Genomic DNA, 23387 nt, shown 5'->3' on the forward strand with positions numbered 1-23387 from the left:
GGTGGCTCCCGAGGCGCGGGGCCCCTGCTTCTTCACTCCGGAAATAATCAAGATCCCTCAGCCTTCCCCATGCGCTGGCGTCATGTCATGCGCGCCGCCCAGCATCATCCCGATCTCATCGATACCCAGCCCCTCTGCCGGGCGCGGCGCGCTCAGGCTGCCGCCGTTCAGCGCCGCGAAGCGGTCCGAGATCTCCATCAGCTCGTCGAGGTCCTGGCTGATGACGATCAGCGCCGCACCCGCCTCGGCGAGGTCCAAGAGCGCCTGCCGGATCGTCGCGGCGGCGGCGGCGTCGACGCCCCAGGTGGGCTGGTTCACGACCAGTACCTCGGGGCGCTGCATGATCTCGCGACCGATGACGAATTTCTGCAGGTTGCCGCCCGACAGCGCCCGCGCCGCGGTGCCGGCACCCGGCGTGCGTACGTCGAAACGCTGGATCACCCGCTCGGCGAAACCGCGGGCCCGGCCCCAGCGCAGAAAGCCGTGCCGCACCAGATCCTCGCGCGGACCGGCGGTCAGAAGCGCGTTCTCGGTGAGGCTCATATCCGGGGCGGCGGCGTGGCCCATGCGCTCCTCGGGGGCGCAGAGAAGTCCCATCCGGCGGCGTGCATTGACGCCAACGGTACCGATTTCGCGGCCCTTCAGGCGGATCATGCCGGGCGCCACGGACATTTCGCCCGACAGCGCCATGGCCAGCTCGTCCTGACCGTTGCCGGCGACGCCGCCGATGCCGAGCACCTCGCCCGCGCGCAGGCTCAGGTCGATATGCTTGAGAGCGGTGCCGAAGGCGCGCGGGGCGGGGGCCGAGAGGCCGGTCAGCTCCAGCACCACCTCGCCGGTGCGACCGCCCGCGCGCGAAGGTGTGGACAGCGTCGCGCCGACCATCTGCTCAGCCATGTCGCGCGCGGCCGTGACCTTGGGGTCGCATTTGCCGACCACCTTGCCATGGCGCAGGATCGTCGCGCTGTCGCAGATGGTGCGGATCTCCTCCAGCTTGTGGCTGATATAGAGGATCGAGACGCCCTCGGCGCGCAGCTTGCGCAGCGTCTCGAACAGGATCTGCACTTCCTGCGGGGTCAGCACCGAGGTCGGCTCATCCATGATCAGGAGCCGGGGCTCCTGCAGCAGGCAGCGCACGATTTCGACCCGCTGGCGTTCGCCGGCCGAGAGGTCTCCGACGATGCGGTCGGGGTCGAGCGGCAGGCCGTAGGATTGCGAGACCTCGCGAATCTGCGCCGCGAGTCGGTTCAGCGCGGGCGGCGTCTCCATGCCCAGCGCCACGTTCTCGGCCACGCTCATCGCGTCGAAGAGCGAGAAATGCTGGAACACCATGGCGACGCCGGCGGCGCGTGCGGCGCGGGGTTCCGGCGGCGCGAAGGGCTGGCCGTCGAGGCGCATGGTCCCGGCATCGGGCTGCACGAGGCCGTAGATCGTCTTGACCAGCGTCGACTTGCCCGCGCCGTTCTCGCCCAGAAGCGCATGGACCTCGCCGCGCGCGATGTCGAAGGATACCTCCGAATTGGCCACGACGCCGGGATAGGCCTTGGTCAGGCCGGACAGCTCCAGCAACGGCGTCGTCATACGGCCCGGTCCCTCGTCATCGTCTTGTTCCCGGACCTCAGTAGCGCGGCGGCCACGCCGACGGCAATGGCTTGGGGATCTCTGCCCAGTGAGGTGTCACCGATCGGACAGGCAATGCGGGAAATCAAGGCGTTGGAATGGCCCAGCGCCGCGAGACGCGACCGGAAGCGGGCCCATTTCGTGGCCGAGCCGATCAGCCCGCAGCTGGCGAAGCCGTGGTTCAGGGCGGCGTGGCACAGCGCGAGATCGAGGTCGTGGTCGCGGGTCAGGATCAGGTGATCGGCATCGCGCGGTGCGCGCGGCATCAGCGCCGGCGGCGTCGCGGCGGGGATCGCCGTGACGCCTTCGGGGATGGTGTCCGGAAAGCAGTCGGGCGCGAGATCGATCCAGGTGATCGCGCGACCGGGCAGGGGGGCCATGACCGAGACCACGGCACGGCCGACATGGCCGGCGCCCCAGACCCAGAGCGGCCGCGCATTGGGGAGGGCGGCCTCGATCAGCCAGTTCTCGACCAGCGCCGGTGCCGCACCGGGCCGCATCGTGTCACGTTTGCGCGCCACGGCCTCCGGCATCTCGTGCGCGGGGCCGAGCGGACGGGCGCGGGGCAGGCTGTCGGGCAGATCGCCCGCCTCGAAACGCTCCCACACCAGTGTCACGGCCCCGCCGCAGCACTGACGCAGCGCCGGGCCCAGCGGCAGGCGGCGCTGCGCAGTGGCGCGCCCCGCCGCCAGCATGTCGCGCGCCGATCGGATCGCCTCGTGTTCGAGCGCGCCGCCGCCGATGGTGCCGGACTGGCCCTCCTCCCAGACCAGCATCGCGGTGCCGGCATCGCGCGGCGCCGAGCCCGCGGTCGCCGCGACCAGCACGCGCACCACCGGCCCGTGGGCGGCGATGGCGGCGGCCAGGCTGTCGCGGTCGAAGCTCACCCCTTCGCCCTCCTGACGGCAGCGAGCACGCGCTCGGCCGTGGCGGGCGCGTCGAGGTTCGGATAGGCGGGACCGCAGGAAGAGGCCGCGTGGCTCAGCGCCAGAAAGGCTGAAATGCCGAGCATGAAGGGCGGCTCGCCCACCGCCTTGGAGCGGTAGATCGTCTGCGCCGGGTTCGGCGCGTCCCACAGATCCACGTGAAACAGGTCCGGCCGGTCCGAGCAGGCGGGAATCTTGTAGGTCGAGGGCGCGTGGGTCCGGAGTGCGCCCTTCTCGTCCCAGACCAGCTCCTCGGTGGTGAGCCAGCCCGCGCCCTGCACGTAGCCGCCCTCGATCTGGCCACGGTCGAGCGCCGGGTTCAGCGAATGGCCCGCATCATGCAGGATGTCGGTCCGCAGGATGCGGTTTTCGCCGGTCAGCGTGTCAATCGCCACCTCGGTCACGGCGGCACCGTGCGCGAAGTAGAAGAAGGGCCGGCCCTGACCCTTGATGCGGTCCCATTTCAGGTCCGGCGTCTTGTAGAAGCCGGTGGCCGAGAGGCTCACGCGCGCCTCGTAGGCGAGCTTGACCGCCTGCTCGAAGCTCAAGGTCTCGCCGCCGACATGCACTTGGTCATCGGCGAAGCGCACCTCGGAGGCACTGCACTGATGCAGCCCGGCGAGGAACTCGGCGATCCGGGTCCGGATCGTGTCGCAGGCGGCCTTCGCCGCCATGCCGTTCAGATCCGAGCCGGAGGAGGCGGCGGTGGCCGAGGTGTTGGGCACCTTATGGGTGTCGGTCGCGGTGATCCGCACCCGCTCGGGCGAGACGCCGAAGCGCGAAGCGGCGACCTGCGCCACCTTGCGGAACAGGCCCTGTCCCATCTCGGTGCCGCCATGGTTCAGGTGGATCGAACCATCCTGGTAGACATGCACCAGCGCGCCGGCCTGGTTGAGGTGCGTGAGCGTGAAGGAAATGCCGAACTTCACCGGCGAGAAGGCGATGCCGCGCTTGAGGATCGGGTTCTCGGCGTTCCACTGCGCGATGGCCTCGCGGCGGGCCTTGTAGTCCGAGGTCTCCAGCAGCCGCTCGGTCATCTCGTGCAGGATGAAATCGGTGACCTCCATGCCGTAGGGCGTGGTGTTGCGACCCTTTTCCGGCGCGGCCTCTCCCGCAGGAAGCTGCGTCTGCGCGCCGCGCGAGGCGAGGTCTGTGTCGCCATCGGCAGGCAGGGCGGGCGCCGGGTCGTCGTGGTGCTGCGGCGCCTCGTTCAGCTCTGAGGCCGCGCGGTAGTAGTTGCGCTGCCGTACCTCGACCGGGTCGAGGCCCAGCTCATGCGCCACCTCGTCCATCACCCGCTCGATGCCGAGCACGCCCTGCGGTCCGCCGAAGCCGCGGAATGCGGTGGCGGATTGGTGGTTGGTCTTGAGCCGGTGCGAGGTGATCCGCACCGCGTCGAGCAGATAGGCGTTGTCGGCATGCAGCATCGCCCGGTCGGCCACCGGCAGCGACAGGTCGAGCGACCAGCCGCAGCGGGTGTAATGGGTGAAGTCGACGCCGAGCACCCGGCCGCTCTCGTCATACCCGACCTCGTAATCGACGCGGAAATCGTGCCGCTTGCCGGTGATGGTCATGTCGTCGTCGCGGTCGTAGCGCATCCGGCAGGCGCGGCCCGTTTTCTGCGCGACGATGGCGCAGGCCACGGCGAGCGCGTTGCCCTGGCTCTCCTTGCCGCCGAAGCCGCCGCCCATGCGTCGGCATTCGACCTTGACCGCCGACATCGGCAGGCCAAGCGCATCGGCCACCTTGTGCTGGATCTCGGTCGGGTGCTGGGTCGAGGAGTGGATCGTGACCCCGTCCTCCTGCGGCTGCGCCATCGCGGCCATGCCTTCGAGGTAGAAGTGCTCCTGGCCGCCCATCTCGATCCGGCCCCTGAGCTTGCGCGGGGCGTTCGCGATGGCGGCCTCGGCGTCGCCCTTGGACCAGATGCGCGGCCCGTCCTCGAAGCGCGAATTGGCGGCGAGCGCTTGCTCGACGGTGAGGATGGGCTCCTCTTCCTCGTATTCCACCTCCGCCAGCCGCGCCGCCTTGCGCGCGGCGAGGTGGCTGTCGGCGGCGACGAGGAAGAGCTGTTGGCCGAGGTAATGCACCGCGCCGTCCGACAGCAGCGGCTCGTCATGGGCGCTGGGCGAGCAGTCGGCGGGCCGGTCGAGATCCTCGGCCGTCAGCACCATGGCGACACCGGGGGCGGCGCGCACGCGGTCGAGATTCATCGACACGATGCGCCCGCGCGCGATGCGCGACAGGCCGAAGGCGAGGTGCAGCGCATGGGCGGGGGCGGGGATGTCGTCGATGTAGCGCGCCTGTCCGGTGACGTGCAGCACCGCGCTGTCATGGGGGAGGGGTTTGCCGACGCTCATGCCCGCACCTCCAGAACGCTGGTTCGCTGGCCCGACACCTCGGCGAAGTAGCGCCGCGCGAGGCCCTGCGCCGCCTCCAGCCGATACTGGGCCGAGGCACGCATGTCGGTGAGCGGGGTGAAGTCGTCGGCCAATGCGGGCAGCGCCGTCTCGACGCTTTCGATGTTCCAAGGCTTGCCGGTGAGCGCGGCCTCGAAGGCAGAGGCGCGCTTGGGCGTCGCGGCCATGCCGCCGAAGCCGGTACGGATCGCGGTGACCACCCCGTTCTCGACGCTCACGTCGAATGCGGCACAGACGGCGGAAATGTCCTGGTCGAAACGCTTGGAGATCTTGTAGACGTGGAAGCTCTCGCGGGTCTCGGGCAGGCTCACCGCCTCGACGAACTCGCCGGGTTGCCGGTCCTGCCTGCCGTAGTCGATGAAGAACGCCTCGAGCGGCAACTCGCGACGGTCGTCGCCGTGCCGTAGGTGGATCGTGGCGCCCAGCGCGATCAGTGCGGGGGCGTTGTCGCCGATGGGCGAGCCGTTGGCGAGGCTGCCGCCGATCGTGGCGGCGTTGCGCACCTGCACCGAGCCGTAGCGGCGCACCATCTCGGCATAGGAGGGGTAGGGCGCGGCGAGCGTTTCCATGACTCGCGTCATCGTCACACCCGCACCGAAGCGGATGCGGCCATCCTTGGTCTCGATGCGCTTCAGATCCCCGCAACGGTTGAGAAAGGCCGTCTCCGGCAGGGCGCGCAGCCCCTTGGTGACCCACAGCCCGACATCGGTGGCGCCCGCGATCAGCGTCGCCTCGGGGTGGTCGAGATACCACGCTGCCAGTTCGTCGGCGCTCTCGGGCATGAAGCCCGGCGCTTCGGTCAGCGTCGCATCGCTGCCCCGGCCCGCCTCGGGCTCGTAGGGCGCATGACCGCCCGCCGGGCCGCTGGCAGCGTCGCCGCTCCGGGCGGCGTCGCCCGCGACCTGCGCGGTGGTGAGCGTCGCGAGCTTCTCGCGGTCGCTTTCGATCCACGCGGGTAGGGCGGTGCCTTCGGCGGCCTCGGCCGCGCGGATGATCGGCGCGTAGCCGGTGCAGCGACACAGATTGCCCGCAAGCTGGTCGTCATGGTCGGTGCGGCCCTGCGCATGGGCCGCGGCCATCGCCATCACGAAGCCCGGCGTGCAAAAGCCGCATTGGCTGCCGTGATGCTCGACCATCGCCTGCTGGACGGGATGCAGCGCACCGCCCTCGGCCAGCCCCTCGACCGTGCGCACGGCACGGCCCTGGAGTTGCGGCAGGAACAGGATGCAGGCGTTGAGCGCGCGCAGGCCCCCCTCGGGGTCGGTGACGATCACCGTGCAGGCGCCGCAATCACCCTCGTTGCAGCCCTCCTTGGTGCCGGTCAGGCCCCGTTGTTCACGAAGGTAATCGAGCAGGCTGCGCGTCGGCGCCCCGCCTGCGCGTACCGTCTCTCCGTTGAGAAGAAACGCGATCTCGGTCATCGCTAGATCCGCCGCCTTACCATGTGCCTTTGGGTGATCCTACCCGGTCGATGCGGCGTAGACCGGGACACCCTCATGTCGAACAACATGAAACCCGATGCGGGCCGCGCTTGGCAAGTGTCTCGTATCTGCCGTGGCGGAACGCGAGTCGAGGGGCGCGGGCTCGCCTGAAGGATGGGTCCGATGGAGGCCGTCCATGGATCGCCCGAGCCAAGCCGCCATCCTCGCCACGCACCATCTGCCCGATGCCATCGGCGGTGCCGCTGACGAGCCGATATCCATGGCTGCTCGTCACGGATCATCCGGGCTTGGAACGGAGCGCCAGCATGGGCGAAGCAGTCGGCACGGTGCGCGATTTCGTGGCGACCTCCGGTGGCGAGATCGTGATGGCGCGGGTCGAAGCTCCGGACGGCGCGCGCCGCGCCGAATTTCTGGAGCTGATGGCGGTGGAGAGCGCAGGCGGCATGGCGATCCGGGCCACGCAGGCGGCCGCCGATCTCACTGGCTCGCGAAAGCTCGTGGATCTCGCATCACAACTTTCGGACTGACCGGGGGGCAGGGGCGGCGCGCGCTTCCCGCGTCCGCCTCGTCGGGATAGAACTCCGGCATGGCCAATCCCCGATTCATACATCTGCGCGTTCACACCGAGCACTCGTTGCTCGAAGGCGCGATCCCCGTGAAGAAGCTGCCGGGTCTCGCCGCCAAGGCCGAGATGCCCGCCGTGGCGATCACCGATACCAACAACATGTTCGCGGCGCTCGAATTCTCCGAGACGGCGGCGAAATCGGGGGTGCAGCCGATCGTCGGCTGCCAGGTCGACCTGTGTTACCTGCCGCCCGAGCCGGGCAAGCGCCCCGAGCTACCCGCGCCGATCGTTCTGCTGGCGCAGAGCGAGGCCGGCTACATGAACCTGATGAAGTTGAACTCCTGTCTCTACCTCAAGAGCGACGGGCAGCTTCCGCAGGTCTCGATCGAGGAGATCGAGGCGCTGTCGGGCGGGCTGATCTGCCTGACGGGCGGCCCCGATGGCCCGATCGGACGGCTCTTGCGGCAGGGCCAGAGACCCAAGGCCGAGGCGCTGATGGGGCGGCTCAAGGCGGCCTTTCCCGACCGGCTCTATGTCGAGCTGCAGCGCCATCCCGGCGAGGACGGCTTGCCCGAGGCCGAGAAGCTGTCGGAGCGCGGCCATGTCGAGATGGCCTATGCGATGGACCTGCCGCTGGTCGCGACCAACGACGTGTATTTCCCGAAGCCGGAAATCTACGAGGCGCATGACGCGCTGATCTGCATCGCGCAGGGCGCCTATGTCGACCAGCAGGAGCCGCGCCGCAGGCTCACCGCGCAGCACTATTTCAAGAGCCCGCAGGAGATGGCAACGCTGTTCGCCGATCTGCCCGAGGCGCTGGAGAACACGGTCGAGATCGCGAGACGCTGCGCCTTCAAGACCTACAAGCGCGCGCCGATCCTGCCGAAATTCGCCGATGACGAGGTGGTTGAACTGCGGCGTCAGGCGCAGGAGGGGCTCAAGGCCCGTCTCGCCGTGATCCCGCATGCGGTGAGCGTCGAGGAATACGAGCAGCGGCTCGAATTCGAGCTGGGCATCATCGAGGGGATGGGCTTCCCGGGCTACTTCCTGATCGTCGCCGACTTCATCAAGTGGGCCAAGGACCACGACATCCCCGTGGGGCCGGGACGGGGCTCGGGCGCGGGCTCTCTCGTGGCCTACGCGCTGACCATCACCGACCTCGACCCGCTGCGCTACTCGCTGCTGTTCGAACGCTTCCTCAACCCCGAGCGGGTCTCGATGCCCGACTTCGACATCGACTTCTGCATGGATCGCCGCGAGGAGGTGATCCGCTACGTGCAGGAGAAATACGGCCGCGAGAAGGTGGGCCAGATCATCACCTTCGGCGCTCTGCTGTCGAAGGCCGCGGTGCGCGATGTGGGGCGGGTGCTGCAGATGCCCTATGGCCAGGTCGACCGGCTGTCGAAGATGATCCCGGTCGAGGGGGTCAAGCCGGTCTCGATCGAGAAGGCTTTGGCCGACGAGCCGCGGCTGCGGGAGGAGGCCAAGAACGAGGAGGTGGTGAACCGGCTGCTGACCTATGCGCAGCAGGTCGAGGGGCTTTATCGCAACGCCTCGACCCACGCCGCCGGCGTGGTGATCGGCGACCGGCCGCTCGACGCGCTGGTGCCGCTCTACCGCGATCCGCGCTCGGATATGCCCGCGACCCAGTTCAACATGAAATGGGTCGAGCAGGCGGGTCTGGTGAAGTTCGACTTCCTCGGTCTCAAGACGCTGACGGTGATCCAGAACGCGATGGATCTGATCCTGAAATCGGGTCGGCCATTGCATGTGTCGGCCGATGGGGCCGAGCTTTACACCCCGCCCGAGGGGGCGGAGAACCAGATCAACCTGATCCCGCTCGACGACGAAAAGACCTACGAACTCTATTCGCGCGCCAAGACGGTGGCAGTGTTCCAGGTGGAATCCTCGGGCATGATGGATGCGCTCAAGCGCATGAAGCCCACCTGCATCGAGGACATCGTGGCGCTGGTGGCGCTCTACCGCCCCGGCCCGATGGAGAACATCCCGGTCTACTGCGAGGTCAAGAACGGCCAGCGCGAGATCACCTCGATCCATCCCAGCATCGACTACATCCTCGCCGAGACGCAGGGCATCATCGTCTACCAGGAACAGGTGATGCAGATCGCGCAGGTCATGGCGGGCTACAGCCTTGGCGGCGCCGACCTCTTGCGCCGCGCCATGGGCAAGAAGATCGCCGAGGAGATGGCCAAGGAGCGCCCCAAATTCGTCGACGGGGCGATGAAGAACGGGGTCGACAAGAAGAAGGCGATGGAGGTGTTCGACCTTCTGGAGAAGTTCGCCAATTACGGCTTCAACAAGTCCCACGCCGCCGCTTATGCCGTGGTCAGCTACCAGACGGCATGGCTCAAGGCGAACCACCCGGTCGAGTTCATGGCCGGTGTCATGAACTGCGATATCCATCTCACCGACAAGCTCGCGATCTACTTCCAGGAAGTGCGCAAGGGGCTGTCGCTCGAATGGACCCCGCCCTGCGTGAACCGCTCGCAGGCGACCTTCGACGTGAAGGACGGCAAGCTGGTCTACGCGCTGGGCGCACTCAAGAACGTGGGCGTGGAGGCGATGCGGCTGATCGTCGAGGGCCGGGGCGAAAAGCAATTCGCCACGCTCTACGACCTCGCGCGCCGCGTCGATCTCAAGAAGGTGGGCAAACGACCATTGGAGATGCTGGCCCGAGCCGGGGCTTTCGACGCGCTCGACCGCAACCGGCGGCGGGTATTTTCCGGGCTCGACGCGCTGGTCGCCTATTCGGCCGCGATCCACGAACAGAAGGCCAGCGCGCAGGTCTCGCTCTTTGGCGAGGCGGGCGACGATCTGCCCGAGCCGCGGATGCCGCAGGTCACCGATTGGTTGCCTGCCGAGCGGCTGGCCGAAGAGTTCAAGGCCGTCGGCTTCTACCTCTCGGGGCATCCGCTCGACGACTACCTTGCCCCCCTGAAGCGCAAGGGCGTGATGACGCTCGACGAAGTGCTTGAGCAGGCAGGCGCGCGCGGCGCCTTCGTCGGCAAGATGGCCGGTACCGTGGCGGGGCGGCAGGAGCGCAAATCGGCGCGCGGCAACCGCTTTGCCTTCGTGCAGCTCTCGGACCCGACGGGTCAGTTCGAGGTGACGATGTTCTCCGACACTCTGGAGGCGGCGCGCGAGCATCTGGAGACCGGCTCACAGGTGGTGGTGCAGGTCGAGGCGACGATGGAGAGCGACCAGCTCAAGCTTCTGGGCCGCTCGGTCGCGCCGATCGAGGGGGTGGTCGCGGATGCGGGTGGTTCGGGGCTGCGCGTGTTCCTCGAACAGCCCGACGCGATCACCATGCTGGCCAATGTGCTGGAACGGGCCGGGCGCGAGGTGCCGAAGGGCCAGCGCATCGCGCGCGGGCCGATCAGCATCTGCCTGATGGGCGAGGGGCTGCCCGGCGAGGTCGAGATCGACTGCGGCGCCGACTGGCCGGTGACACCGCAGATCAAGGGCGCGCTTCGCTCGCTGCCGGGGGTGATCGAGGTCGAGGAGGTCTGAGCGGGCTCCCGCCCGCGCGATGGACGCGGGGGAGCAGCGCGCTAGAACCGGGCAAGGCCCAACCGGAGATCACCCATGCGCCCCGCCATCGTGTTCTGCGCCCTGACCCTGCTCGCCGCCTGCGAGGCCGGGCCCGGCGGTGGCAGCGCCACGCTCTCGACCCCCGGACCCGATACCCGGGAGGTCGCGCCCGGCACGGCGCTGCCGTTCGGGCAGATGGCAAAGGTCTGCGGCGTGTCGACATCGGCGCTGGGCACCCCGGTCGCCACCGAGGCGGGCTTCACCCTCTACGACACCGCCGCGACATCGACCGCGCAGCGCACGCAATACGTGACCGGCTTCGCCGATGGCTGCGCACGGCAATTCACGGCGGCTCTGGCGCTGTTCGGCAATGTCGGAACGCTCGAGGCCACCTCTTACGGCGCAGGGATCTCGCATAGCCCGGTCGAGCCGGCCTATGAGGAGGTGAAGCGGCAGATCTGCGGCGTGCCGAGGGGACAGCCCTGCGGCCGCGCCACCGCCCGGTTGGCGCGCAATACGACCTTCCTCACCGCCTATGCCGCCTTCGGCGCGAGCGGCCGCCATGCCGACATGCTGCTGCATGACGGACGCGCCTTGGCGATGGGGGTCGAGGGCTGAGCCTCAGTAATGCGGCGGGCGCTCGTTGCCGATGGTGACGCCGCTGTCGGCCTCGGCCTCCGCTTCGGCCAGACGCTCGCCCAGCATACGCATGCGCCGGGTGAGGGCGTCGATGTCGCGCTCCTGCCGCGCCACCACGTCCGACAGGTCCTCGACCGTGCGGATCAGGTGGCTCAGCCGCTCTTCAATGTCGATCTGGTCGGTCATGCCCTCTAAACACACCAGCGGCGCGTGGGTTTCAAGCCCGAAGGTTGCCCCCGCGAGCGGCCCGCGCTAAGCCCGCGCGCGACTCCGCTCCCGAAAGGATGCCGATCCATGGCCAAGGACAAGATCCGCCGCCCCCGCGCCGAGACGCCGAAGGGGTTCCGTGACTATTTCGGCGCCGAGGTCACCGCGCGCGCCGCGATGCTGCGCCGGATCGCCGAGGTCTATCATCGCTACGGATTCGAGGCGCTGGAGACCAGCGGCGTCGAGACGGTCGAGGCGCTAGGCAAGTTCCTCCCCGACGTCGATCGTCCGAACGAAGGCGTCTTCGCCTGGCAGGAGGACGCGGAAGGCGACAGGCCCGGCGACTGGCTGGCGCTGCGCTACGACCTGACCGCGCCGCTGGCGCGGGTCTATGCCCAGCACCGCAACGACCTTCCGACCCCCTATCGTCGCTATGCGATGGGTCCGGTGTGGCGCAACGAGAAGCCCGGTCCGGGCCGGTTCCGGCAGTTCTACCAGTGCGACGCCGACACGGTGGGCGCGCCCTCGGTGGCCGCCGATGCCGAGATCTGCGCCATGCTCGCGGACACGCTGGAAGCCGTTGGCATCTCGCGCGGCGACTACATCGTGCGCGTCAACAACCGCAAGGTCCTCAACGGCGTGATGGAGGTGGCGGGCGTTCTGGATCCGTCCGATCCCGAGAGGTTCGCGCATGAGCGCGGCATCGTGCTGCGCGCCATCGACAAGCTCGACCGTCTGGGCACGGATGGCGTGCGGGCGCTCTTGGGCGAGGGCCGCAAGGACGAATCCGGCGACTTTACCAAGGGGGCCGGGCTCGGTGCCGAGCAGGCCGAGGTCGTGATGGGCTTCATGAAGGCGCGGCGCGACACGGCCGAGGCGACGCTGGCACGGCTGCGCGAACTGGTCGGCCCCTCGGCCATGGGCTCCGAAGGCGTCGACGAGCTGGAAACCATCGCCGCCCTGCTGTCGGCGCAGGGCATGGGCCCGGACCGGGTGGTCATCGACCCCTCTGTCGTGCGGGGCTTGGGCTACTACACCGGCCCGGTCTTCGAGGCCGAACTGACCTTCGAGATCCTCGACGAGAAAGGTCGGCCGCGCCAGTTCGGCTCGGTCGCGGGCGGCGGGCGCTACGACGATCTGGTCAAGCGCTTCACCGGGCAGGCCGTGCCCGCCACCGGCGTCTCGATCGGCGTCGATCGGCTGCTCGCGGCGCTCGCCGCCAAGGGGTGCGGCGAGGCGGAGGCGCAGGGGCCGGTGGTCGTCACCGTGATGGATCGCGACCGCATGGCCGATTACCAGGCGATGGCCTCCGAATTGCGCGCCGCCGGCATCCGCGCCGAGGTCTATCTCGGCAACCCCAAGAACTTCGGCAACCAGATGAAATATGCCGACCGGCGCGGCAGCCCGGTCGCGGTGATCGAGGGGGCTGACGAGAAGGAGCGCGGCGTGGTGCAGATCAAGGACCTGATCCTCGGCGCGCAGATCGCCAAGGAGGCCACGCTCGAGCAGTGGAAGGACCGCCCCTCCCAGATCGAGGTGCCGCGCGACGAGCTGGTCGAGCGGGTCCGCGCGATGATCGAAAGCCAGTCGTCATGATGCCCGGACCCATGGGGCCGGAGGCCCGCGCCGAGGCGGCGCGGCTCTCGGCCATCTTCGAGGGCTTGGGCGCGCAGCCGGTCGACACCTCGATCCTGCAGCCCGCCGACGTGCTGCTCGACCTCTATGGCGAAGATATCCGCGCCCGCGCCTATGTCACCGCCGACCCGCTCAGGGGCGAGATGATGCTGCGCCCGGACTTCACCGTCCCGGTTGTGCGCGCGCATATGGATGAGGGCGGTGATCCGGCCCGCTACAGCTATGCGGGCGAGGTGTTCCGGCGTCAGGAAACCGACCCGGCGCGGCCGATCGAGTTCCTGCAGGTGGGCTTCGAGATCTTCGGCGGCGAGCCGGCGCAGGCCGATGCCGAGGTTTTCGCGACCATTTCGGGAGCGCTGGAGGGGCTCGAACTTCGGCCCGCCACCGGTGATATCGGCATCTTGATGGCGGCGGTGCGTGGTCTGAAGACATCCGAGGCCCGCAAGGGCGCGCTGCTGCGCCATGTCTGGCGTCCGCGCCGGTTCCGGGCGCTGCTCGACCGCTATGGCGCGCGCACCCCGCTGCCTGCCCACAAGAAGGCGCTGTTGGCGGCCGCCGATCCCTTCGAGGGTGCCGGGCCGGCGCTTGGGCTTCGCGGCCGGCGCGAGGTCGAGGCGCGCATCGCCACGCTGCGCGCGGAGGCCGACACGCGGCCCCTCTCCGAGGAGGAGATGGCGCTGGTCGACATGATCCTCGACCTGCGCGAGACCGCGCCCAACGTGCTGTCGGCGCTGCGCGACATCGCCGTGGACATGCCGGCCATCGGCGATGCGGTGACTGGGCTGACCCGCCGTCTCGATGCCATGTCGGCACGCGGCATCGACGTGGACGCGCTGCCCTTCGAGGGCAGCTTCGGCCGCACCACGCTCGAATATTACGACGGCTTCGTCTTCGGCTTCCAATCCCCCACTCGCGCCGACCTGCCGCCGGTGGCCACCGGCGGCCGCTACGACGCGCTGACCCGGCATCTCGGGCGGGGCCGTGCCGTGCCCGCCGTGGGCGGCGTGATCCGGCCCGAGCTGGCGGTGCAGATCAGGGAGGGCCGGACATGACGATCCGTCTCGGCGTGCCGTCCAAGGGGCGGCTGATGGAAAAGACCTTCGACTGGTTCGGCGCGCGCGGCCTGACCCTGCGCAAGCGCGGCAACGACCGCGAATACGCGGGCGTGGTCGAGGGCATCGACGGTGTCGAACTGGCGCTCCTGTCGGCGGGTGAGATCCCGCGCGAACTGGCCGCCGGCCGGCTGCATCTCGGTGTCACCGGATCGGATCTGGTGCGCGAAAAGGTGGCGGGCTGGGACCTGCGCCTGCGTGAACTGGCGCAGATGGGCTTCGGCGGCGCCGATCTCGTGATCGCCGTGCCGCAGTGCTGGGTCGATGTCGACACGCTCGACGATCTCGACGCGGTGGCGGCGGCCTTCCGGCGTGACCACGGGTTCCGGCTGCGCATCGCCACCAAGTATCACCGGCTCACCCGCGAATTCCTGAAAGAGCACGGCGTCGCCGACTACCAGCTGGTCGACAGCCAGGGCGCGACCGAGGGCGTGGTCCGCAACGAGACCGCCGAGGCGATCTCGGACATCACCTCGACCGGCGAGACGCTGCGCGCCAACGGGCTCAAGATCCTGTCCGACGGGATGATCCATTCGAGCCAGGCGACGCTGTTCCGCTCGAGCACCGCCGAGTGGTCCGAGGCGCACCGCGCCACGCTCGACGCGCTAGAGGACAAGCTCGGCCTTTAAAGGACGCCGATTTCGGCCAGCGCCGCCTGCAGCGCGGGCGGCAACGGTTCCTCGGCCTCGCGCCCCGGCGCGAGGTCGCGCGGCGCGTCGCCGGCGGCAAGGTAGCGCCAGCCCTGAAAGGCCCGCTTGGGCGTCGCCGCGACCCGCACCAGCCCCGGCTCGCAGACGATGGCACAGCGGCGGATGCCGTCGCCGCGATCCACCTCGTCGAAACGGATCACCCGCTGGCGACACAGGATCACGCCCTTGATCACCCAGTAAATCGATCCGCCGTCGAGCACCTCCTCGGCACGCTTGGGCCACATGCGGGTGACGTGGCGTGGCAGCCCGTCGGGGCCCTGTCCGCGCCGGTCGGCCTGCCAGGCCGCGAGGTCCGAGACGTCTTCGGTCCCGACCGAGAGCTTGATGAGATGCAGCATGATGAAGGACTTAGAAGCCGGGGCAGGGGGCCGCAAGTCGCGATTTCGTGTTGTGATAAAATCGCAATTTCTTGTGGATAAGGCTGTGTCAAACACAATCTGTAGCTTGGAACGTGCTATGATACACTATATCGACGGTGACCGTCGGGACCTGAGTCCCTCATGCATTTCCAATAAGTTCAAAGCCGAAGGACCGCCCTCATGACCCGTTTTTCCGCGCCGATCGCCGAACAGATCTGGGACATGAAATATCGCTTCAAGCAGAGCGACGGCACGCCGATCGATACCAGCGTCGAGGATAGCTGGCGCCGCATCGCCCGGGCGCTGGCGGCCCCGGAGAAGGACCCGGCGCATTGGGAAGAGAAGTTCTACGGCGCGCTCGAGGACTTCCGCTACCTGCCCGCCGGCCGGATCACCGCCGGCGCCGGTACCGCCCGCGCCGTGACGCTGTTCAACTGCTTCGTCATGGGCACCGTGCCGGATTCGATGTCGGGCATCTTCGACATGCTCAAGGAAGCGGCGCTGACCATGCAGCAGGGCGGCGGCATCGGCTACGATTTCTCGACCATCCGGCCGCGCGGCGCCGAGGTGAAGGGCGTGGCCGCCGATGCCTCGGGCCCGCTGTCCTTCATGGATGTCTGGGATGCGATGTGCCGCACCATCATGTCGGCCGGCTCGCGCCGCGGCGCGATGATGGCGACGATGCGCTGCGACCACCCCGACGTCGAGGCCTTCATCACCGCGAAATCCGACCCGGCCCGGCTGCGCATGTTCAACATGTCGGTGTTGGTCACCGATCCGTTCATGGAGGCCGTGAAGGCCGACGGTACCTGGGACCTCGTCTTCAAGGACAAGGTCTACAAGACCGTGCAGGCGCGCGACCTGTGGAATGCGATCATGAAGTCGACCTACGAGCAGGCCGAGCCGGGCGTGATCTTCATCGACCGCATCAACCAGATGAACAATCTCGGCTATTGCGAGAGCATCTCGGCCACCAACCCCTGCGGCGAGCAGCCGCTGCCGCCCTATGGCGCCTGCCTGCTGGGGTCGATCAACCTCGCCAAGCTGGTGAAGAACGAGTTCGAGACCGGTGCCAAGCTCGACGAGGCCGAGCTCGACGATCTCGTGGCCCTCGCGGTGCGGATGATGGACAACGTCGTCGACGCCTCGAACTTCCCGCTGCCGGCGCAGGCCGAAGAGGCCCGCAACAAGCGCCGGATCGGCCTCGGCGTCACCGGCCTTGCGGATGCGCTCTTGATGGTCGGACTGCGCTATGGTTCCGACGAGGCGGCGGCGCAGACCGAGGCCTGGATGAAGCGCATCGCGCGTGCCTCCTACCTCGCCTCCGTCGAACTGGCGAAAGAGAAGGGCGCCTTCCCGCTCTTCGATGCCAAGAAGTACCTTGCCTCGGGCAACATGCAGCAGATGGACAAGGACGTGCGCGACGCGATCGCCAAGCACGGCATCCGCAACGCGCTGCTGACCTCGATCGCGCCGACCGGCACCATCTCGCTCTATGCGGGCAACGTGTCGTCGGGGATCGAGCCGGTCTTCGCCTATGCCTACACCCGCAAGGTGCTGCAGAAGGACGGCTCGCGCACCGAGGAGGAGGTCGTCGACTACGCCGTGCAGGCCTGGCGCGAGAAGTTCGGCGACAAGGAGCTTCCCGACTACTTCGTCAACGCCCAGACGCTGGCGCCGCTTGACCACGTGAAGATGCAGGCCGCGGCGCAGAAGTGGATCGACAGCTCGATTTCCAAAACGATCAACTGCCCCGAGGACATCTCCTTCGAGGCGTTCAAGGACGTCTACATGGAAGCCTACGAGACTGGCTGCAAGGGCTGCACCACCTACCGCCCGAACGACATCACCGGCTCGGTGCTGTCGGTATCCGAGCCCGCCAAGGCGCCCGAGGCCAAGTCGGCGCCCGCCGAGCCCACCGGTGGCGAGGTGATCTACATGTCCGAGCCGCTGGATCGTCCGGCCGAGCTGGAGGGCGCGACCTACAAGCTGAAATGGCCCGACAGCGAGCACGCGATCTACATCACCGTCAACGACCTCGTCGTCGGCGGTCACCGCCGCCCCTTCGAGGTGTTCATCAACTCCAAGAACATGGAGCATTTCGCCTGGACCGTGGCGCTGACGCGGATGGTCTCGGCGGTGTTCCGGCGCGGCGGCGACGTCTCCTTCGTGGTCGAGGAGCTGAAGGCCGTGTTCGATCCGCGCGGTGGCGCCTGGATGCAGGGCAAGTACGTCCCGTCGATCCTCGCCGCGATCGGTGGCGTGATCGAGAAGCACATGATCTCCACCGGCTTCCTTGCCGGCGAGGGTCAGGGCCTCAAGGAGGACCCGCAGCAGCAGGTCGTCAACCTCGACGCCCCGCGCGGCAAGTCCTGCCCCTCCTGCGGCAGCTTCGAGCTGCGCATGGTCGAGGGCTGCATGACCTGCGGCAGCTGCGGTCATTCGAAGTGCGGGTGAGTTGAGATTTGGCCTCTTGTTGTATGTAGACAGGCAAAGATTGCACATTTCCGGGGCTTTTGCGCACTTTCTACAAGGAAAGTGTGCACACCGGGGTCTTGTAAGATTGGCTGTCCTAATTTGTGACTCACACGCTACCGATTGCCCCATGGGACATGCAGGACAGCCGAGGCAGTCTCTGGCCACGGTGTCGTTTCTTTTAGAAACAGAAACCGAAAAGAGCTGCGGCATCGCCGCAGCTCTTTTCCTATCCAGTATGGTGAATTCGTCGCCATGGCATGCCAGTAACCTCAGCCTCTTCTTGTTCGTACTGCCGTTAGCCAGCAGACGTCTCTCAATCATTTTGCGGTCATTTGGCCATTCCAGCATGCAAATCATGGTCATTCTCTTCTGACCATCAGGCCGACCATCATTGTGGATAGAGCAGGGGTAGTTCGCGATCGCCAGTAGCCAGAGATTCGCGAGGCGTGTTCCAAAGGAGAGCAACAGGCTGGGAGTCACTGCCAGCGCGCATAGGGCAGAGAGGTACGAACCGATATGGCAAGAAAGGGCCGTAAAGTGTTGGAGCGGGAAGGGCGGAGAGCCGACATTCGCCGCAGTCCGGACCAAGGTCCGCTTGGCGGACGAAGCAAAGCCGACTTTGAGAAGTAAAGAGCTGAGTGCCGATGCCATTGCTCTCTTGGCTTGACAAGCGAGTTGCTCAAGCAATGCGGGGTTCGCTTCAACCCCGGCAAGCTATGCGGGATCTACCTTATCGCCAACGCTGAGAAGCTAAGTTAATTCCGCGGAAGGCGGCGCCACCAATCGGCATAGGGAGTGTTCTTTGGATGGTGGCGATTGACGTCCGGCGCCCCATCTGACCACCAAACAGGCCCCCGTTCACCCAATGCCACTTTAGTCGCATGCACCCGTCTCCGTGCATCTTTAATTTCCTTATCCGACTTTGCATTCTTCACCGCGGAGCGAGCCTTCATAAGCTTCTTCACAAGCTCCGCGCGCTCCACATCGGAGAGGGCGGGGTTGCTACATCGCCACAAGCGATCCTTTACCAAGAAATATCGGCCGTCCGGCGTGGTGGGGTAGGATTTGTGTGCCATTGCGAACAGTAAAAGTATGGATCGTAGTCGGAAACTGATACGCTGCCAGAATTAGGCTCGTTTCGAGCTGAGACCAGTGCCAATACGTGCTTGTGAACTTCTACCAGAGCCGGCGCAGAGGGGACGAGAATGATCGCGCAAGAGGCATAGATTGCGGATGGTTTGGCGACTTCGGCCTGTTTCAGCGTCGTTATGCTCCTTTAATACTTAGGGACGTGTGTGAATGCCTCTATTGACGAGCCGCACTGCAAGAATGCGGATAGCAGTGAACGGCAGCTTTGAGCCGGTCTGCGACATCTCGTTAGCGAAGCGACCGGTCGTTCAGGGTGGATCGAGAGCACTCTCAGGATGCCACGCGGCGCCGACCTCATTCACGGCGCTCCGATTGGCCTGCACCGCAGTGGCGAGGTTCATGACCTACCGCGCCTGCCGGCCCTCTTCCAGCCACGCGGCCGCATCCTTCCCGAGTTCCTTCTCCGCACGCTGCTCATACGCGTCCGAGAGGTCGGACGGCAGCCGGTCCTTCCAACGCCCATTCGTGCCCTTGTGGATAAAGCTTTGCGCACCGCCGTCCCAAAACGCGCCGCCGAGCGGGACCGAGGCCGCCGCGTTGCGCTTCATGTAGTCGAAGGAGCAGTGCTCGATGATCCGCGCGCGTGCGTCTGCCGGGATGGGGATCTCGAGAAACGCCGCGATGCGCTCCAACTCGCCCTCGAAGTCGCGCTTTAGATCGGCGAAATGCACCATCAGCACGTTGGGCAGGTCACGGATGTCCCACCAGGACCGGACATTCTCCCAGAACGGCCAAAACGGCGCGCCGTCATTCTCGAGCCAGTGGCGGAAATACGCGACGGGGTCCTCGTGCGGCGGCCCGATCTCGGGGCCGACCAGGCCGGGGGTCTTGTTCAGCGCGTCATACCAGGCCTGGTTTGCGGTGGAGTGGTGGTTGTGCATCGACCACATCACGTCGCGCCCGTCCCGGCCGATGTAGATGTATTTCGCCTTCGACGACATGCGGAGCGCGTCGACCGGCAGGTGAGTCTTGAGGAACCGACGGTGCGTCTGGGCCTCGACCTCCGGCAGCTTGACCTGCTTGGGCGGCACCCGCAGATCGAGCCAAGGCGACATCTCGGCCACCGGCAGCGCCTCCGCGCCCTTGAAGATCAGCTGGCTGACGATCTGCTGCATCCAGGTGGTGCCGGACTTGGCATAGGTCGAGATGACGATGTCGTCGTCGCGGAACACGAGGTCGTTCCAGATCGTGCTGTCGAAATGATGGTTGTGCATCTCGCGCGTCTTGAGGGGCATCCGGTGCTGCGTAGCGGTGGTCATCGTGAGTTCCTTTCCTGAGACGAGCAGCGCCGTGGGCGAACTCGGCACCGCGCGATATAGGTCAGCGCTCCACGCCACGGGCAGGGAAGGCGACGTGGCGCAGGAGCTTCATGCCTTCGGGCGTGTTCTCGGCGACCAGCACGTATTCGCCCGGCAGCATGGCCCCGCCCATCTCGGGCGGCAGCGTCACGCTGTAGGTGCCAATGAAGAGCGTGTGATCCTCGCCCAGCGGAACCCTGTCGTCGATCTCGGCGGTGAAATCCGCGACATCCGGAAAGTCTGCCAAGCTCCGTGCGATGCTCTCGGCGCCCTCGAAGCGGCCGCCGGTGGAGGGCATGTAGACTGCGGAGTCCGCGAGGTGCGGCGCGAGGGCATCGTCCTCGCCGCCAAGGGCTCGGGCGAACGCCTCGATCATCTTCGCCTCCTCGGCCTCGATCGAGTCGGCCGCGACCGGGAGGGTGAGAGCTGCCATGGCGAGGGCGGTCAGTATTGTTGTGCGAAGCATGGTGCTCCTCCTATGGTAATCTCCTGCCGTAGCGTCATGCGGTGGCAGGCCCTGTCATCGAGGATCATGCGACGGACCGTTTTCGCGTAGCTCATCCGTCGCAGAACCGTCCTGCGGGAATGCAGACGCGCAAGGGGGAGTGGGTTTCATGTTCGACTGGGACGATATCCGGCTATTTCTCGTCGTGGCGCAGGAAGGCTCGACGCTGGGGGCATCGAAACGGCTGCACCTCAACCAGACGACCGTGAGCCGCCGCATCCAGGCACTGGAGCACGCACTCAAGCTGACGCTGTTCGAGCGCGATCCGCGCGGCTACGCGGTGACGCCGCATGGTAGCGCCCTGCTCGACCTGGCGGGGCAGATGGCGGCGACGGCCGAGACGATCCAGAGCCGCGCCGATCGCCTGTCCCGCGAGGTCTCGGGCGTTATACGGCTGACGGGCAACCCCGAGGCCATGGAGCATTGGGGCTTTCCGGTGCTCGCGCGGTTTCGCGCAAAGCACCCGGACATCGAGTTCGAGGTCGACATAAGCTCGGGCCAGATGTCACTGGAGAAGGGCGAGGCCGACATCGCCCTTCGGGCGGCGGACGAAATTACGGGCGATACGCTGATCGCGCGCAAACTCGCCCTCATTCCCTGGGGGATTTATTGCAGCCGTCATTACGAGCGGCAGAACGGCGCGCCGCATGACCTCGAGGCTTGCGAGGGCCACAAGTTCATCCTCTACAACGGCCGATTGGCCGAGGCGATCGGGGCCGCGCGCTGGCTGGCCGAACAGGTCGACGCGGCGGACCGGGCGCTTCAGGTGAATTCCGTCACCGGCATGGTCGGCTCGCTGCGCTCGGGCGCTGGGCTCGGGCTGTTGCCCTGCGTCGCCGGGGATTTCGAGCCCGATCTCGTGCCGTGCTTCCGGCACGAGAAGCTGCATCACACGCTTTGGGTCGTGGCCTCGAAGGAGGCCTACTCCCAGCCCCCGATCCGCCGCTTCATGAAGTTCGTCGGCGAGAACATCCCGCAGGGGCCGCTCTGGGGCCCAGTCTGACGGCTTGCCCATGCCTCTGCGCGAACGCCGTCCGGTTCTGCGCCTGTGTGGATACGGACATCGAAGATCCTCCGGCAGGCTATGGGTATCGGCGACGAGCAATGTCGTCGGCAGACCCAACCCATGGAGGACACCATGTTCCCGTTCATCCGCAGCCTTGCCGTCTCGGCCCTTCTTGCTCTGCCGGTCGCGGCTTTTGCGCAGGACGCTCCGGTTCTGGTCGTGATCAGCCACCCGGTCGAGGACTATGCCGCCTGGCGGCAGATCTACGATGACTTCTCCGACGAGCAGCAGGCCGGCGGCGTCGTCATGGAGCAAGTCTACCAGGACCCCGCCGATCCGAACAAAGTAACGGTCCTGCATGGCTTCGAAAGCCTCGAAGCCGCGGAGGGTTTCCTGAACTCCGACGAGCTGAAATCGGCGATGGAAGGCGCCGGCGTCGCGGCGCCGCCCACCGTGACGGTCGTGACCCGGGCCGACTGATCGGCTCCGACGCTCCGCATGGCATGCTTTGCGGAGCGTCGGTTCGCTCCGGACATGGTCGCTTGATCTGGCGCCTGAACATCTGCGCGCTCTGAGAGTAAATTGGTAGAAGGATCATTCGAACCTGCCGTTCGCCTGAATTGCGATCGGAAGTCGGCCTCGGGCCGGTCGCTTCGGCGCTCCATCACGCAGGAAGGGCGGAAAGCGGTCATTCTCTGCGATCGATATGAACGGCTGCTATTCGGCCCAGATTTTTTTGACAGGGAAGGACTCGTAGCGAAATTCACGCGGCTTCATGCATCACCCGATGGAGATCCTGCGGACAGCGACGGTATCGGACGGGACAGCCCCGCACAGCGACCCGGAACATAGATAGCTTCGCCCAAGAGTAGCCATCGATGAGCCGGATCTTGCTGCAAATGGCGTGGCGGATAGCACAGGCCTCTTCCCTTCGAGAAGTTCGTTGATAAGGTCTTCCATTACGCATGTATCCAAGCTGCCGCTCTCTGGCGTTGCAGGGGCGAAACATGCCCTGGAGCCATTCTGTCTCCAGAATTATCTTGGATGGTCGCCACGGTGGCGGATGTCGGTAGAGAAAGCGCTGCTCCGGAGGCTGGCAAGGCGTGGGGCGGCGATATCCCCAATCCGGCGCGCAAGCGGCTGTCGGAGGTCCTGCTCCAGATCACCGCGGACAAATCCCGCTCCGAGATGACGCTGAACGAGTTGATGACGCTTCTCAAGGGGCGGGGACGGGCGGCGCTGATCCTTCTGTTCGCGCTGCCGAACGTGCTGCCCGCGCCACCCGGGCTGTCGGCCGTGCTGGGGCTGCCGCTGCTGTATCTATGTGCGCAGATGATGCTTGGGCGCATGCCCTGGCTGCCGGCGTTCATCGGGGAGCGGGGCATGATGTTCCCGGCCTTCGTCGCGGTGGTGCAACGGACCGTTCCGATCCTGACGCGCGCCGAGCGGATGCTTCGGCCGCGGGCGGCATGGCTCGTGGCGCCGCGATCGGAACGGATGCTCGGAGGTCTCGCGCTGATCCTCGCGATAGTCGTCACGCTGCCGATACCGCTCGGCAACATGCTTCCAGCCTTTGCGATCTGCCTTCTCGCGCTCGGGGTGCTTGAGCGTGACGGGCTGTGGGCCGGCATCGGCGCGATCATGGGCGTCGCCGCGCTTCTGCTCTCCGCTGCCGTGGTCTATGCCATGCTCAGGGCGGCTCTGCTCATCCTGCTCGGCGCCTTTGCCTAAGGGCCGGGCGACACCCATGCCTGTCAAGGTTCT

General features: G+C 66.9%; 18 protein-coding genes. 10 read left to right on the forward strand and 8 right to left on the reverse strand.

Features of this window, described 5'->3' with window-relative positions; translation table 11 throughout:
* Positions 1-57: 57 nt before the first annotated feature.
* From ACRAQ3_RS02170 to xdhA, 4 genes are read right to left on the reverse strand one after another with little or no spacing between them, the layout of a single operon-like run.
* A complete protein-coding gene (locus ACRAQ3_RS02170; protein ID WP_432255496.1) occupies positions 58-1581 on the reverse strand; it encodes an ABC transporter ATP-binding protein in 1524 nt (507 codons plus the stop codon).
* Positions 1578-2507, reverse strand: a complete 930-nt coding sequence (xdhC, locus tag ACRAQ3_RS02175; RefSeq protein ID WP_432255497.1) for a xanthine dehydrogenase accessory protein XdhC — start codon at positions 2505-2507, stop codon at positions 1578-1580. Before xdhC ends, ACRAQ3_RS02170 begins: the two co-directional genes overlap by 4 nt.
* Positions 2504-4906, reverse strand: a complete 2403-nt coding sequence (xdhB, locus tag ACRAQ3_RS02180; RefSeq protein ID WP_432255498.1) for a xanthine dehydrogenase molybdopterin binding subunit — start codon at positions 4904-4906, stop codon at positions 2504-2506. Before xdhB ends, xdhC begins: the two co-directional genes overlap by 4 nt.
* Positions 4903-6387, reverse strand: coding sequence for a xanthine dehydrogenase small subunit (gene xdhA, locus ACRAQ3_RS02185; RefSeq protein WP_432255499.1), 1485 nt, complete (start codon positions 6385-6387; stop codon positions 4903-4905). The genes xdhB and xdhA overlap by 4 nt, the downstream gene beginning before the upstream one ends.
* Before the next feature lie 326 nt (positions 6388-6713).
* Between xdhA and ACRAQ3_RS02190 the strand changes: the two genes are divergently transcribed.
* From ACRAQ3_RS02190 to ACRAQ3_RS02200, 3 genes are all read left to right on the forward strand, one after another.
* Positions 6714-6935 (forward strand): hypothetical protein, encoded by a 222-nt coding sequence (locus ACRAQ3_RS02190; RefSeq protein ID WP_432255500.1) that lies wholly within the window; start codon positions 6714-6716, stop codon positions 6933-6935.
* A gap of 59 nt (positions 6936-6994) precedes the next feature.
* Positions 6995-10504, forward strand: a complete 3510-nt coding sequence (gene dnaE, locus ACRAQ3_RS02195) for a DNA polymerase III subunit alpha (protein ID WP_432255501.1) — start codon at positions 6995-6997, stop codon at positions 10502-10504.
* A gap of 75 nt (positions 10505-10579) precedes the next feature.
* A complete protein-coding gene (locus ACRAQ3_RS02200; protein ID WP_432255502.1) occupies positions 10580-11143 on the forward strand; it encodes a hypothetical protein in 564 nt (187 codons plus the stop codon).
* 3 nt (positions 11144-11146) lie between these two features.
* Here ACRAQ3_RS02200 and ACRAQ3_RS02205 read toward each other — a convergent pair whose 3' ends face one another.
* A complete protein-coding gene (locus ACRAQ3_RS02205) occupies positions 11147-11350 on the reverse strand; it encodes a SlyX family protein (protein ID WP_085896876.1) in 204 nt (67 codons plus the stop codon).
* A gap of 108 nt (positions 11351-11458) precedes the next feature.
* On the opposite strand from ACRAQ3_RS02205, the gene hisS reads away from it, so the two are divergent.
* From hisS to hisG, 3 genes are read left to right on the forward strand one after another with little or no spacing between them, the layout of a single operon-like run.
* Positions 11459-12967, forward strand: a complete 1509-nt coding sequence (hisS, locus tag ACRAQ3_RS02210) for a histidine--tRNA ligase (RefSeq protein WP_432255503.1) — start codon at positions 11459-11461, stop codon at positions 12965-12967.
* On the forward strand, positions 12964-14058 hold the full coding sequence (locus ACRAQ3_RS02215) for an ATP phosphoribosyltransferase regulatory subunit (RefSeq protein WP_432255504.1): 1095 nt from the start codon (positions 12964-12966) through the stop codon (positions 14056-14058). Before hisS ends, ACRAQ3_RS02215 begins: the two co-directional genes overlap by 4 nt.
* A complete protein-coding gene (hisG, locus tag ACRAQ3_RS02220) occupies positions 14055-14747 on the forward strand; it encodes an ATP phosphoribosyltransferase (RefSeq protein ID WP_432255505.1) in 693 nt (230 codons plus the stop codon). The genes ACRAQ3_RS02215 and hisG overlap by 4 nt, the downstream gene beginning before the upstream one ends.
* Here the strand turns inward: hisG and ACRAQ3_RS02225 are convergent.
* Positions 14744-15166 carry a DUF1489 family protein gene (locus tag ACRAQ3_RS02225; RefSeq protein WP_085896880.1) on the reverse strand — a complete coding sequence of 141 codons (423 nt, stop codon included), beginning with the start codon at positions 15164-15166 and terminating at the stop codon, positions 14744-14746. The two genes, hisG and ACRAQ3_RS02225, sit on opposite strands and share 4 nt — an antisense overlap.
* Positions 15167-15367: 201 nt before the next feature.
* Between ACRAQ3_RS02225 and ACRAQ3_RS02230 the strand changes: the two genes are divergently transcribed.
* Positions 15368-17644 carry an adenosylcobalamin-dependent ribonucleoside-diphosphate reductase gene (locus ACRAQ3_RS02230; RefSeq protein WP_432255506.1) on the forward strand — a complete coding sequence of 759 codons (2277 nt, stop codon included), beginning with the start codon at positions 15368-15370 and terminating at the stop codon, positions 17642-17644.
* Positions 17645-19158: 1514 nt separating this feature from the next.
* Here the strand turns inward: ACRAQ3_RS02230 and ACRAQ3_RS02235 are convergent.
* Both ACRAQ3_RS02235 and ACRAQ3_RS02240 read right to left on the reverse strand, forming a co-directional pair.
* A complete protein-coding gene (locus ACRAQ3_RS02235) occupies positions 19159-20073 on the reverse strand; it encodes a sulfotransferase domain-containing protein (protein ID WP_432255507.1) in 915 nt (304 codons plus the stop codon).
* Positions 20074-20134: 61 nt separating this feature from the next.
* Complete coding sequence (locus ACRAQ3_RS02240) at positions 20135-20578, reverse strand: YybH family protein (protein WP_432255508.1); 444 nt, start codon at positions 20576-20578, stop codon at positions 20135-20137.
* A 148-nt stretch (positions 20579-20726) separates the two neighbouring features.
* Between ACRAQ3_RS02240 and ACRAQ3_RS02245 the strand changes: the two genes are divergently transcribed.
* The 3 genes from ACRAQ3_RS02245 (at position 20727) to ACRAQ3_RS02255 (ending at position 23354) form a co-directional block, all read left to right on the forward strand.
* Complete coding sequence (locus tag ACRAQ3_RS02245; protein ID WP_432255509.1) at positions 20727-21620, forward strand: LysR family transcriptional regulator; 894 nt, start codon at positions 20727-20729, stop codon at positions 21618-21620.
* A 135-nt stretch (positions 21621-21755) separates the two neighbouring features.
* Positions 21756-22103 carry an antibiotic biosynthesis monooxygenase gene (locus ACRAQ3_RS02250; protein WP_432255510.1) on the forward strand — a complete coding sequence of 116 codons (348 nt, stop codon included), beginning with the start codon at positions 21756-21758 and terminating at the stop codon, positions 22101-22103.
* A gap of 564 nt (positions 22104-22667) precedes the next feature.
* Entirely contained in the window at positions 22668-23354 is a 687-nt protein-coding gene (locus tag ACRAQ3_RS02255; RefSeq protein WP_432255511.1) for an exopolysaccharide biosynthesis protein, read from the forward strand.
* Positions 23355-23387: the final 33 nt, after the last annotated feature.

The sequence above is a fragment of the Limimaricola sp. AA108-03 genome (assembly GCF_050847355.1).
Lineage (GTDB): Bacteria > Pseudomonadota > Alphaproteobacteria > Rhodobacterales > Rhodobacteraceae > Limimaricola.